At 72.8% G+C, this 12,660-nt stretch carries 9 protein-coding genes and 1 pseudogene; 6 read left to right on the top strand and 4 right to left on the bottom strand.

What is annotated here, in order from left to right:
* Positions 1–79: 79 nt before the first annotated feature.
* Positions 80–1,111 (top strand): medium chain dehydrogenase/reductase family protein, encoded by a 1,032-nt coding sequence (locus AB0I49_RS14610; RefSeq protein ID WP_363227296.1) that lies wholly within the window; start codon positions 80–82, stop codon positions 1,109–1,111.
* A gap of 43 nt (positions 1,112–1,154) precedes the next feature.
* Here the strand turns inward: AB0I49_RS14610 and AB0I49_RS14615 are convergent, their stop codons facing one another.
* Entirely contained in the window at positions 1,155–2,543 is a 1,389-nt protein-coding gene (locus tag AB0I49_RS14615; protein ID WP_363227297.1) for an aspartate aminotransferase family protein, read from the bottom strand.
* 96 nt (positions 2,544–2,639) lie between these two features.
* On the opposite strand from AB0I49_RS14615, the gene AB0I49_RS14620 reads away from it, so the two are divergent.
* Complete coding sequence (locus AB0I49_RS14620) at positions 2,640–3,557, top strand: LysR family transcriptional regulator (RefSeq protein WP_363227298.1); 918 nt, start codon at positions 2,640–2,642, stop codon at positions 3,555–3,557.
* A 172-nt stretch (positions 3,558–3,729) separates the two neighbouring features.
* Positions 3,730–4,122, top strand: a complete 393-nt coding sequence (locus AB0I49_RS14625) for a hypothetical protein (protein ID WP_363227299.1) — start codon at positions 3,730–3,732, stop codon at positions 4,120–4,122.
* Between the two features lie 145 nt (positions 4,123–4,267).
* On the opposite strand, the gene AB0I49_RS14630 is transcribed toward AB0I49_RS14625, so the two are convergent.
* Entirely contained in the window at positions 4,268–5,086 is an 819-nt protein-coding gene (locus tag AB0I49_RS14630; RefSeq protein ID WP_363227463.1) for an RNA polymerase sigma factor SigF, read from the bottom strand.
* Between the two features lie 422 nt (positions 5,087–5,508).
* Here AB0I49_RS14630 and AB0I49_RS14635 point away from each other — a divergent pair, with 422 nt between their 5' ends.
* Both AB0I49_RS14635 and AB0I49_RS14640 read left to right on the top strand, forming a co-directional pair.
* A complete protein-coding gene (locus AB0I49_RS14635; protein WP_363227300.1) occupies positions 5,509–5,895 on the top strand; it encodes a metalloregulator ArsR/SmtB family transcription factor in 387 nt (128 codons plus the stop codon).
* Positions 5,896–5,944: 49 nt separating this feature from the next.
* Positions 5,945–8,842, top strand: coding sequence for an HAD-IC family P-type ATPase (locus AB0I49_RS14640; protein ID WP_363227464.1), 2,898 nt, complete (start codon positions 5,945–5,947; stop codon positions 8,840–8,842).
* Between the two features lie 260 nt (positions 8,843–9,102).
* Here AB0I49_RS14640 and AB0I49_RS14645 read toward each other — a convergent pair whose 3' ends face one another.
* Both AB0I49_RS14645 and AB0I49_RS14650 read right to left on the bottom strand, forming a co-directional pair.
* Entirely contained in the window at positions 9,103–10,485 is a 1,383-nt protein-coding gene (locus tag AB0I49_RS14645) for a hypothetical protein (RefSeq protein WP_363227301.1), read from the bottom strand.
* 118 nt (positions 10,486–10,603) lie between these two features.
* A complete protein-coding gene (locus AB0I49_RS14650; protein ID WP_363227302.1) occupies positions 10,604–12,148 on the bottom strand; it encodes an LCP family protein in 1,545 nt (514 codons plus the stop codon).
* A gap of 153 nt (positions 12,149–12,301) precedes the next feature.
* On the opposite strand from AB0I49_RS14650, the pseudogene tatA reads away from it, so the two are divergent.
* A pseudogene (tatA, locus tag AB0I49_RS14655) lies at positions 12,302–12,454 on the top strand (Sec-independent protein translocase subunit TatA); the annotation flags it as partial.
* Positions 12,455–12,660 lie beyond the last annotated feature (206 nt).

The following is a 12,660-nucleotide window of genomic DNA, read 5'->3' on the forward strand; positions in this document are numbered from 1 at the left end:
CTCGTCGGAGTTACAACCTCTAATGCAAGCAATAACTGCTCGCAGCACGTGGGCAACCCGGAACGCGGTGGAGGTCGTCATGAACGCAGGCGGACTGGTGGAGGTCGTCCTGCCGGGCAAGGTCGAGCCCGAGGGGCTCGAACTGCGGCACGGGGACATCCCCGGCGCGGGGCCGGGGCAGGTCACGATCGCGATGGAGGCGACCGGGGTCTCCTTCGCCGAGCAGCAGATGCGACGGGGCCGCTACTTCGACCAGCCCCCGTTCCCGTTCGTACCCGGCTACGACCTGGTCGGCCGGGTGCTCACGGCCGGCGAGGGGGTGGACGCGGGGCTGGTCGGGCTGCGGGTGGCCGCGATGACCAAGACCGGCGGCTGGGCCAGCCACACGGTCGTCGACGCGGCCGACGTGGTGCCCGTACCCGAGGGGATCGGCGCGGCGGAGGCCGAGACCGTCGTCGTCAACGGCATCACCGCCTGGCAGCTGCTGCACCGCAAGGCGCGGGTGCGTGCCGGGCAGACGGTCCTGGTGCACGGCGCGAACGGCGGCGTCGGCACCATCCTCGTGCAGCTCGCCCTCGCCGCCGGGGCGAAGGTGATCGGCACCGCCTCCGCCCGCCACCACGACGCCCTGCGCGCCCAGGGCGTCGTGCCCGTCGACTACCGCACCGAGGACGTGCCCACCCGCGTCCGGCTGCTCGCGCCCGGCGGGGTGGACGCCGTCTTCGACCACGTGGGCGCGGAGAGCGCGGTCGCCTCCTGGAGGCTGCTCGCCCCCGGCGGCGCCCTCGTCTCGTACGGCAGCGCCTCGACCCGCGACGACGAGGGCTCCGGCTCCTGGCCGATCCTGATGCTGATCGGCCGGTTGTGGCTGTGGAACGCGCTGCCCAACCGCCGCCGCGCCTGCTTCTTCAACATCTGGGCCGGCCGCAGGTACGCGAAGAACCGGTTCCGCGCCCGTATCGGCGCCGACCTCGCCCAGGTCTTCGCGGCCGTCCAGCGCGGGGACGTCACGCCCCGCATCGCCGCCCGACTGCCGCTGGCCCGGGTCGCCGAAGCGCTGCGGCTAGCCGAGTCCGGAACCGTCGCGGGGAAGGTCATCCTGAACCCGTAACCCCGTACACGGAAACCCCGCACACGGAAAAAGGCGGACCCGCTCAGAGCCCGGCGCGGGCCGCGCCGATCGCCTGGTCCAGGATGTCCAGGCCGAGCGAGAGCTCGTCCTCGGTGGCGGTGAGCGGCGGAGCGATGCGCAGGACCCCGCCCATGCCGGCGATCTGGACGATGTTGGTGTGCAGGCCGAGTTCGAGGCAGCGCCGGGTGACCTGGGCGCCCAGCTCGTGCGAGACCTCCTTGGTGCCGCGGTCGACGACGAGCTCCACCCCGGCCAGCAGCCCCCGGCCGCGTACGTCGCCGACGATCTCGTGGCGTCCGGCGATGTCCGACAGGCCCCGGTGGAGGAACGCACCGAGGGAGCGGGCGCGTTCATCGAGCTTCTCGTTCTCCAGGACGTCGAGGACGGTGTTGCCGACGGCGGCCACCAGCGGGTCGGCGGCGTGCGTGGTGAAGAACAGGAACCCGCGCCCGTACGCCTCCTGCTCGATCTCCGCGCTGGTGATCACGGCCGCGAGGGGCAGCCCGGCGCCGAGCGTCTTGGACAGCGTGAGGATGTCGGGGACGATGCCGTCGCGTTCGAAGGCGTACCAGGTCCCGGTGCGGCACAGGCCGGTCTGCGCCTCGTCGAGGATCAGCAGCATGGAACGCTCCCGGCACTTCTCGTGCAGGGCCGCGAAGTAGCCGGGCGGCGGCTCGATGATCCCGCCCGAGCTGAGGATCGGCTCGACCAGGCACGCGGCCAGGCTGCCGGTCGACTGGGCGTCGATCAGGTCGAAGGCGAAGTCGAGCTGGCGGCGCCAGTCCAGGGAGCCGTCGGGCGCGGTGAAGTCGGGCCGGTACGTGTTCGGCGCGGGTATCGCGAAGTTGCCGGGCGCGGCCGGGCCGTAGCCCTTGCGGCCCGCGCTGTACGTGGCGGAGGCGGCGGCCTGCGTCATGCCGTGCCAGGAACGCGCGAACGAGACGATCTCGTGCTTGCCGGTGACCAGCTTGGCCATCCGGATCGCCGCCTCGTTGGACTCGGCGCCGGTCGTCAGCAGCAGCGCCTTCTCCAGCGGCGCGGGCAGCGTGCCGGCCAGCCGCCGCGCGAGGTCCACCACCGGGCGGCTGAGCATGCCGCTGAAGAGGTGGTCGAGGGAGGCCACCTGGCGCTGAACGGTCTTCACGATCTCCGGGTGCGAGTGGCCGAGCACCGCGCTCATCTGGCCGGAGGTGAAGTCGAGGAGCTTCCGGCCGTCCTCGGTGTAGAGGAAGCTCCCGGCGGCGCGGTCGATGATCTCGCGGGTGAACTCGCCGCCGTAGCGGACGAGATGACGCTCGGCGTCGGCCCAGAAGTCCGCGGCGGAGGGCGCGTCCGCGACGGGGGCGGGAACCGGGACAGCGGGTGTGGCGGGGGGCGTGGTGGGGGGCGTGGTGGGGGTCGAAGCAGCCATGCCGCCGACGGTAGGGCGCGTGGAAACGGCGCGTCCATCTCACGATTCCGCCCGTCCTGTTCGGCTCGGCCGTACAGCCCGCACGACAATGACCGGATGATGAACCCCTGGAGGCTGCGGCTGCTGAGCCGGCTGGACACGCTGGGTACGGTCCGCGCGGTCGCCCAGGACGCCAACATGAGCCCGTCGAGCGTGTCCCAGCAGCTCGCCGTGTTGGAGGCCGAGACCCGTACGCAGCTGCTGGAACGTACGGGGCGCCGGGTGCGGCTGACCCCGGCGGGGCTGATCCTGGCGCGGCGGGCGCGGGCGATCCTCGACCACATGGACGGCGTCGAGGCGGAGCTGCGCGGGTTCGGCGAGGAACCGGCGGGGCTGGTGCGCCTCGCGTCGTTCCAGAGCGCGATCCACACGATGGCCGTACCGGCGGTGACCCGGCTGGCGCGCGCGTACCCGCACCTCGACGTGGAGCTGCTGGAGCTGGAGCCGCACGCGAGCCTCCCGGCGCTGCGCGGCGGCGACGCGGACATCGTCATCACCACCACGGACTTCGACGAGCTGCCGCTCGGGCCGGACCTCGACATCGTGCCGCTGGCCACGGACCCGATCCGGCTGGTGCTGCCGCCGGGGCACCCCGCGGCGCGGGGCGGCGCGGTGGACGTCGCGGCCTTCGCGGACGAGCCGTGGGCGTTCGACATTCCGCAGTCGTACATGGCCAACCTGGCGCTGCGGCTGTGCCGGCAGGCGCGGTTCGAGCCGCGGGTGGTGGGCCGGTTCAGCAACTACATGATGGCCCTTCAGCACGTCGAGGCCGGGCTGTCCATCGCGCTGCTGCCCGGCCTGGCCGTCGACCACAGCCGCTACCGCGTGGCGAGCAGGGAGCTGGCGACGCCGGTCACGCGCACGATCACGGCGGCCGTCCGCCGCGGGTCGCCGCCGCGCGCGGCGGTGCGGGTGGTGCTGGACGCGCTGCGCGCCTCCGAGCCGCCGGCCGGTCTGCCGGCCGATCCCCGCTAGCTATCGCCGCACACTCCAGTTAGAACCTCTCACGAAAACTCTTGACGACGCCCATTCGTCGAAGTTATAACTTCTAACGAAAGGCAGAGCTGCTAAGCACTCAGGTGGCGCGACGCCTTCGGCCCCCCATCTGCCTGCCGCACACCGGCCACTCGCACCCGAGGAGATCGTCATGTCGTCAGCCACGTCCCTGGCGCCCACCACCGGCACGGACCCGCACACCCCGCGCACCCCGCGCGTTCCCAGGGCGCTGACCATCAGCGCGTGGGCGGTCCCGATCATGGTCGTCGGGCAGTTCGCCCTGCTCGCGTCCGTACCGGTGGTCATCGCCCTGGTCGCCGCCTTCGCCCGGGTCCGCGACCGGGCGGTGCGCGGGGCTGCCGGCCTCGTGGCCGCCGCCTTCGCGATCCCGCTGATGGTGTGGCTGGTGCGGCCCGACGGCGCGCAGAGCCTGTCCAAGGACATCCACCCCGGATTCGTCGCCCTGATCGTCGGCGCGTCGAGCGCGCTCATCTTCACCGTGCACCGCGCCGCGGCCCGTACCCGGCGCGCGCGGCAGCGGTGACGACGGCGCGACGGCGACGCCGCCGTCCGTCCGCTCCAGGGCCGCGGCCTTGATCCACGCGCCGCTGCCCTCCTCACCCACAGCGGCGAGGAGGGCAGCGGCACATTACGGGCCTACGGACTTACGGGCCTGCTGGCCTGCGGACTTACGAAGCCGGCTGGGCCAGCAGACCCGCGCGGAGCCGGGAGAGGATGCGGGAGAGCAGCCGGGAGACGTGCATCTGGGAGATGCCCAGCTCCTCGCCGATCTCCGACTGGGTCATCTCGCCGCCGAACCGCATCCGCAGGATCTGCCGGTCGCGTTCGCCGAGCCCCTCCAGGAGCGGCTTGAGCGCGGTGACGTTCTCGACGCCCTCCAGCCCCGGGTCGAGTTCGCCGAGCCGGTCGGCGAGGGCGTTGCCCGCCTGCTCGGGCGCGTCGTCGGCGGGCATGTCGATGGAGCCGGCGGTGTAGCCGTTGCTCGCGACGATGCCCTCGATGACCTCTTCCTCGCTCAGGCCCATGTGCTCGGCCAGCTCCGCGGCGGTCGGCGTGTGGTCCAGGCGCTGCGCCAGTTCGGCGGCGGCCTTGGCGAGGTCCACCCGCAGCTCCTGGAGCCTGCGCGGCACGTGGACCGCCCAGCTCGTGTCCCGGAAGTGGCGCTTGATCTCGCCCAGGATGTACGGCACGGCGAAGGTGGTGAACTCCACCTCGCGGCTGAGGTCGAACCGGTCGATGGCCTTGATCAGGCCGATCGTGCCGACCTGGACGATGTCCTCCATCTGGTCGGCCCGGTTGCGGTAGCGGGCGGCGGCGAACTTCACAAGGGACAGGTTGATCTCGATAAGGGTGTTGCGCGCGTACTGGTACTCGGCCGTGCCCTCCTCCAGCACCGCGAGGCGGTCGAAGAACAGCCGTGACAAGTCACGTGCGTCGCGGGGCGCCACCGCGGCGGGCTCCTCGATGTACGGCAGTTCGCCCACCACCGCAACTTCCCTGACCGTCTCGCCCGCGATAATCACGTCGCCCTCCCTGGCATTCTCGTGTCAGCGAAGGCGCGCCTACCCGAAGTCTCCGACGCCATGCATGGCTTGTCGCGACGGCTGCGGCAAGTGGGGTCGCGGACCCAAACGTTACTTTTCGGTACCGCCCGATTCCCGCGGCGGCCGCGCCGAGTTGCCCGTACAGCCTTCGGACCGCCGCCCCGTCACCACAGCCGCCGCCCGACTTCCGAACGCCGTCCCCACATCCGTCCGGCTTCCGGCCGACGTCCCGTCCCTACAGCCGTCCGACTTCCGGCCGATCTCTCTACAGCCTTCCGATCCACGACGGCAAGCCCTTCCGACGCCTAGAATGACTCCTTCGGGGCGGCGTCGACGCCCCGACCGACAGGGGCAGGAGAACGACAGTGGCGGCAGGCTTCCGGAGAACCGAGGACACGGAGGGCGTGCAGGACCCGCCCGCCCACGTCCTGTCGGAGGCGGCCGCGGCCTTCGGTCTGCTGGCCTCCTCGGCACGGCTGCACATCGTGTGGGCGCTGGCGCAGGGCGAGAGCGACGTCAGCGGCCTCGCCGAACGGGTCGGCGGCGCGCTGCCCGCCGTGAGCCAGCACCTGGCGAAGCTGAAGCTGGCGGGGCTGGTGCGCTCGCGCCGCGAGGGCCGCCGGGTGGTCTACCTCGTGGACGATCCCAATGTGGTGACCATCGTGCGGTTGATGGTCGGGCAGCTCGCGGCCCGCGACGCCGATGCCGATGCCGGATCGAGGTCCGGGCGCGTGCGTGGCCTGGGTGCCTGAGGCCGTCGCCGGCCCCGGTTCCACGAGCTCGACCGCACGGACCGCAGCCATCCGGATCAGGGGCGCGGGCAGCACACTGCAGGCGCTGCGCGCGCTGGAGAGCGGGCCGCGCGGGCTGCTGGAATCGGAGGCCGCGGAGCGGCTCGCGCTGCACGGCGGCAACACGGTGCCGGGCCGGCGCCCCACCTCCTGGCCCCGCCGCTTCGCGCGCAGCCTGCGCGACCCGTTCACCGCCGTCCTGCTGTGCCTCGGTCTGATCTCGGCGATCGCGGCGTCCTGGGGCACGTCCCTGGTGATCGCGGTGCTGGTCACGGTGAGCTGCGCGCTGCGCTCGACCGGCGAGCACCGGGCCGACCGGTCGGCGGCGGCGCTGCGCAGCCTGGTCGCCACCACCGCGACGGTGCAGCGGCGCGAGGACGAGGCCGCCGCGCCGCACATCCGTGAACTGCCGGTCGACGAGCTGGTGCCGGGCGATGTGATCCGGCTCGGCCCCGGCGACCTCGTGCCCGCCGATGTGCGGCTGCTGCGGGCGACGGGGCTCACCGTGCACCAGGCGGCGCTGACGGGCGAGTCCGTGCCCGTCGCCAAGCACGCGCCGGACGCCGCCGGGCGTACGGGCGCCCCGCCCGAGGTCGCGCGGGCCGCCGACGCCGTCCCCTTCGACCAGCCCCATCTCTGCTTCCAGGGCAGCAGCGTCGCCTCCGGCAGCGGCACCGCGCTCGTCGTCGCGACCGGCTCGGACACGGTCTTCTCCAGTACGTACACCCGGCGGCGGCACCGGCCGCCGACCGCCTTCGACCGCTCGGTGAACGGGATCTCCTGGACCCTCATCCGGTTCATGCTGCTCACCGCCCCGCTGGTGCTGCTGGTCAACGCGCTGGTGCGGGGGCGCGGCATGGAGACCCTGCCGTTCGCCGTCGCGGTGGCGGTGGGACTCACGCCGGAGATGCTGCCCGTCATCGTCACGACGGCGCTGGCGCGCGGCGCCGCCCGGCTCGCGCAGGGCGGGAAGGTCATCGTCCGGCGGCTGCCCGCCCTGCACGACCTGGGCGCGGCCGACGTCCTGTGCATCGACAAGACGGGCACCCTCACCCAGGACCGCCCCGCCGTGGACCGCGCCGTGGGCGCCGACGGCGCGCCCGACCCGGACGTGCTCCACTGGGCCGCCGTCAACGCCCTGTGGACGCTGCACCTCGCCGAGCTGCCCGCTCCCGACGCCCTCGACGAGGCGATACTCGACGCCGACGAGGAGCAGGGCTCCACCGCCGACGACACCACCGGCCTCGACGCCCTCCCCTTCGACGCCGCCCGCCGCCTGTCGACCGCCGTCGTACGCACGCCCGGCGGCCGTTCGGGGCAGGTGACGCTGGTCGTCAAAGGAGCCGTCGAGGACGTCCTGGAGCGCTGCTCGCGGGTCGCCGCCAGGGACGGAGCGGATCGGGACGCCGCCCGCTCCCGCCGCGCGATCGGCTGCGAGGAGAGCGTGCGTACGGACGTACGCGCCGTCGGTCTGCCGGAACCGGAGGCGGACGGCTTCGAAGGGGCGGCGCGCCCGGACGGAGCGGTCCGGGCCGAGGGCGGCGGCGAGCGTCCGTACGGTCCGGAGCACGGCGACGCGCTCCGGGCGGGCGATGGTCCGGGGGACGGTCCGGGGGACGGTCCGGGGCCGGGGCTCCGGGTCGTCAGGGCCGCCGACGCGGAGCGCCCCGGCCCCGGCGCGGCGCGGGCGCTCGACGACGGGGAGCGGGCTCGGCTGCTGCGGCTGGCCGAGGAGAGCGCGGCGGACGGGCTGCGGGTGCTGGCCGTGGCGCTCGCGGAGCGGCCCGCGCGGAGCCGCCCGTACACGACCGCCGACGAGCGCGATCTGACCTTCATCGGCTTCGTCTGCCTGCGCGACACCCCGGCGCCGACGGCCGCCGACGCGCTCGCCGTCCTCGCCCGGCGCGGCGTCGACGTCAAGGTGCTCACCGGCGACCACCCGGGGACGGCGGCGCGCGCCTGCCGCGACCTCGGCCTGGAGCCCGGCGAGGTCGTCACGGCGGCCCGTATCGACGCGGCGGACGACGCGGAGCTCGCCGAGCTGGCCGCCGGCGCCACCGTCTTCGCGCGCTGCTCGCCGGAGCACAAGGCGCGCGTCGTGGCGGCGCTGCGGTCCGCCGGGCACACCACCGGTTTCCTCGGCGACGGCGTCAACGACCTGGCCGCGCTGCACGCCGCCGACGTCGGGATCTGCCCGCGCGACGCGGTGGACGTGACGCGGGAGGCGGCGGACGTCGTCCTCGCCTCGAAGGACCTGACGGCGCTCGACCGCGCGATCGTCATGGGCCGCCGCTCGACCGTCAACATCGCCACGTATCTGCGCATCACGCTGTCCTCGAACTTCGGCAACGTCATAGCGATGCTCGCGGCCGGGCTGATGCTGCCGTTCCTGCCGATGCTCCCGGCCCAGGTGCTCGTGCAGAACCTGTGCTTCGACGCCGCGCAGCTCGCGCTCGCCTTCGACCGCCCGGGGCCCGGCGCGCACCGCCGGCCGACGGTGCTGCGCCCGCGCGCCCTGACCCGCTTCGTGTCGGGCTTCGGCGTGCTGAACGCCTGCGCCGACCTGGCCACCTTCGCGGTGCTGGCGCTGGCCGTGCCCGCGCTGGCGGAGGGGGCGGGGCAGGAGGCGTTCCACGCCGGGTGGTTCACGGAGAACCTGCTGACGCAGGCGCTGGTCATCCTGCTGCTGCGCAGCGGACGGCGCGCCTCCGTCCCGGTGCGGGCGGCGACCGCCGCGCTCGCGGTCCTCGCGCTCGTCCTGCCGGTGTCGCCGCTCGCGCCCGTACTCGGTATGACGGCGCTGTCGCCGCTGTACTACGGGCTGATGGCGGTGGTGCTCAGCGTCTACGGGACGGTGCTGGCGCTCGCCAAGGCGCGGTACGACCGGCGGGCGGCGGCGCGGGCCTGACCCCCGGCGCGACCGCGCGCCGCCCGTGCGAACCGGCCGGTGTCGTACGCGCCGGCCGCGTCATCGGCCCGGCAGTACGTGCGCGGGGCCGCCCGCCGAGCCTCGCGCCCCGGCGGGCGGCGGCGCGGTAGGCGGGAGGCGGCGGCGCGGTAGGCGGCGGGCCGGGGCTGAGAGCCCGCCCCGAGCGCACGCCGCCCGCCGCCGTCGCCAGTCGGCCGTCACCAGTCCGCCGTCACCAGTCCGCCGTCACCAGCCGGTCGTCACCAGTCGCCGCCGAACCCGCCGCTGTCGCCGAAGCCGCCCCCGTCGCCGCCGCCGAAGCCGCCGCCGAAGTCGCCCGGGTTGAAGTCGCTGCCGGAGTTGTCGCCGCCCTCGAAACCGCCGCCGCCGTCGCCGCCGCCGAAGGAGCCGGAGTCGGCGTAGGCCGGGCTGGACATCATCGAGCCGAGCATGGTGCCCATGAGCAGGCCGGGGAGCATGCCGCCGCCGAAGTAGCCGCCGGCCCACGGCCCGTACGCCGGACCGGCGTTCCAGTACGGCTGCGGGCCGTCCGCGGTCTGGACGGTGCGGGACATGGGCTCCTCGCCGTCGGCCAGCCGGGCGGCGTCCGCCGCGCAGGCCGGTACGGTCCGGGGCGCGCCGCCCGCGGGGGCCCACTCGACGTCCTGCACGGACGGGCCGTGGCGCGGGTCGAAGAAGCACGGCACCCGGCGCTCGGGCAGCGGCTTCTTGGCGCGCCGCGCGGCGAGCGTGGCCAGCGCGAACCGGCCGTCCTCCAGGGCCTCCGTGACGCCCTGGACGTGCTGCGGCTTGGTGGCCTCGCCCATCCGCGTCTTGGCGGTGTCGTACGCGTCGAGGGCGTGGGTGTAGTCCTCGCGCATCGCGTCGTCGGCGCCGGGGCCGCCGGGCGTGAAGTCGAGCCGGTCCAGCTCTTCGCCGAAGGCGGTGATGTCCTCGTCGACCACCACGCGCAGCGCCTCCAGCTCGGCGCGCTCGCGCTCCTCGCGCTTCTTCTTGCTGCGGCGGTAGAGGGCGTACGCGCCGGCGCCGCCCGCGACGACGATGGCGCCGCCGGTGACCAGCCCGGCCGTGCCGGACCCCGAGTCGGAGTCGGAGCCGCCGCTCCAGGACTCCGGGGCGTGGCCCTTGGCCTGGTCGTCGGCCTGGTCGACGAAGCGGTTGAGCATGCCCTTGGTGTCGGTGCCGTAGGAGGTGCGTACCGCGTCGGAGAGGTTGTTCACGGAGTTCCGGGACATCACGCGGGGGTCGGCGCCCGCGCTGAAGGACCGGTCGCCGAGGTGGACGGCGTAGACGCCGGTGATGCCGGTCAGGCTGCGCAGGCGGGGCAGCAGTTTGTTGTTCTTCGGGAACTCGCTGGTCTCGGGCAGGACCGCGACGAAGACCGGCTTGCCCGCGTCCTTGATCTTCTTCGCGAGCGCCTCGGCGTCGGCCTCGGGGAGCTGGTCCTTGACGCGCGGGTCGACGTAGACCGGGCTCTTGCGCAGCTCCTCGGCGACCTTGGGGAGGCCGGAGGCGGAGTCGGCGTGGGCCGGCGGGGCGAACATGCCCGCTCCGGCCAGCGCGAACAGGGCGGCGAGCAGGGCCAGCAGCGGCCTGGGCAGCGCCCTACGGGTGGCGGGCATGTGGGCTCTCCTCCGTGCGGTACGAAACCTATGGTGCGAAACATATGGGTGCGATACAGAAATTACTCGCCGTTTACTTTGAAACGGATCACGTGGGTCGACGGTTCCCATGGCTCGATCACCCGTACGAGAGATCGGCGCAGGGGTCCTGGTCCGCCGAGCGGCCCTTCGCCTTGACCTTGCCGGGCGCGTCGGGCGTGGCGTCGCCGCCGCCCGCGGGGTCCCCGGCGGAGTCCGACCGGGACGTCGCGTACGTCTTGCCGACCACCACGGCCACGCCCTGGGCGGTGACCTGCTGCAACTGCGCGCCGGGGAACAGACCGGCCACGGTCTTCGCGTGGGCCTCGGCGCCGGGGCCGTACTGGACGACGGTGCCGGTGTGGGCCTGCGACTTGGCGGTGTCGGTGAGGGTGACGGTGAAGTTGTGGTCCTTCAGCTCGCCGGCGGCGCGGGCGCCGAGTCCGGGGACGGTGGTGCCGTTGTAGACGGCGACCGCCACGCCGTCGCCTGAGACGGACTCCTTGGAGGGCGAACCGCCGTCCTTCTCACCGTCCTTCTTGTCCTTCTTGGCGTCCTGCTTGCCGCCCGCGTACTCGCCGTCGAGGGTGCGGTCCGCCCGCAGGGTCGCCCACAGGTTGTCGGCGTCGGGCTGGACGATCGCGACCCGGGCGCCCTGGTAGCGCCAGGGCACGGTGATGAAGTTGATGTTGTGCAGGTCGATGTTCTTGAGGGACATCGCGAAGGAGAGCAGCTTGTCCGCCGAGCCGAGGCCGGGGTCGACGATCAGCGACTTGGTGGCCGCGTCGGCGAGCGGCAGCAGGGTCGTCGGGTTGAGCCCCTGCCCCTTGATCTTCTTGATCAGGCTGGAGACGAAAGCCTGTTGGCGCTTGATGCGGCCGATGTCGGAGCCGTCGCCGATGCCGTGCCGGATGCGCACGTAGTCCAGCGCCTTCTGGCCGGAGACGGTCTGCTCGCCCTTGGGGAAGATCTGCTCGCCGCGCGAGTGGCGGTTGGGGTTGAGGTCGCCCTCGTAGACGTCCTTGGGCACGCACACCTTGACGCCGCCGACGGCGGAGGTCATCGAGGAGAAGCCCTCGAAGTCGACGACGACGGTGTGGTCGACGCGCATGCCGGTCATCTTCTCGATGGTGTTCTGCGTGCAGGCGGGGTTGCCCTTGGGGCTCTGGCCCACCGAGAAGGCCGCGTTGAACATCGTGTTGGTCTGCTCGTGGGTCCAACTGCCGTCGGGCAGCTTGCACGGCGGTATGTCCACGAGGCTGTCGCGGGGTATGGAGACCCCGACGGCGTGCTTGCCGTCGCCGTATATGTGCAGCATGAACGCCGTATCCGAGCGCCCCACGTCGTCCTTGTCGCCGCCGCCGAGCTTGTCATTTCCGCCGGTACGCGCATCGGATCCGATAATCAGCACGTTCTGTCCGGCTGCGCTGCTCTTGGGGCGTTCTCGGGCGATTCCGTCGGCGGCGAAAGTGTTGATATTCCCGTTGAGCTTGAAGTAGACCCAGCCGGCCCCGGCGGTCGCCAGCACCACCAGCGAGACCCCTATCACCAGAAAGAGGCGCATCCTCCGCTTCTTGGGCCTGCCCCTGCTGCCCTTATTGCCACGAGCTCCGCGAGCCCCACGCGCCCCGCGATTCCCGGTCATGTACGCACCACCTTGCTCACGTGCCTCTTTCACACGGCTTCCGGGAAATGAGACGGACTGCCGCGGGCATTGGTTGTTCAGTTGCGCAATCTAGCAAGTAATGTGGGATGCGCAGTGACCCTGTTGGGACGAGTGAAGAGAGGTGGGGCCGCCGTGCTGCGTAATGCCCTTGAGCCCTGGCACCTGCTCATCCTGGTGCTGGTGATCGTCGTGATCTTCGGTTCGAAGAAGCTCCCGGACACCGCACGCGCGCTGGGCAAGTCCCTGCGCATCATCAAGAGCGAGACCAAGGCCCTCAAGGAGGATTGACACCGGGCCGACCTGCGGGTTGTGCCAGTTCTGGCGGCCCAACGTTGGTGGATCACGCGCCCCCGCACCGGGCTCCTACGAACGAGACTTGAACGGTCGGGACCTGTACGTTCGAGGCTTGTGCCCGGCGGCGCCGTCGCGCGCCCGGGGGATCCTCGAGGCTTGCGCCCGCGCGTCCCCACGAGCCTCGAACCGCCCCACGC

It is taken from the genome of Streptomyces sp. NPDC050617, assembly GCF_040654795.1.
GTDB lineage: Bacteria > Actinomycetota > Actinomycetes > Streptomycetales > Streptomycetaceae > Streptomyces.

Bases quoted from the DNA above. Each gene is read 5' to 3' on its own strand.
- AB0I49_RS14610 (WP_363227296.1), top strand. From the start codon at position 80: ATGAACGCAGGCGGACTGGTGGAGGTCGTCCTGCCGGGCAAGGTCGAG.
- AB0I49_RS14625 (WP_363227299.1), top strand. From the start codon at position 3,730: ATGTCGTCAGCCACGTCCCTGGCGCCCACCACCGGCACGGACCCGCAC.
- AB0I49_RS14650 (WP_363227302.1), bottom strand. From the start codon at position 12,148: ATGACCGGGAATCGCGGGGCGCGTGGGGCTCGCGGAGCTCGTGGCAAT.
- AB0I49_RS14615 (WP_363227297.1), bottom strand. From the start codon at position 2,543: ATGGCTGCTTCGACCCCCACCACGCCCCCCACCACGCCCCCCGCCACA.
- AB0I49_RS14620 (WP_363227298.1), top strand. From the start codon at position 2,640: ATGATGAACCCCTGGAGGCTGCGGCTGCTGAGCCGGCTGGACACGCTG.
- AB0I49_RS14645 (WP_363227301.1), bottom strand. From the start codon at position 10,485: ATGCCCGCCACCCGTAGGGCGCTGCCCAGGCCGCTGCTGGCCCTGCTC.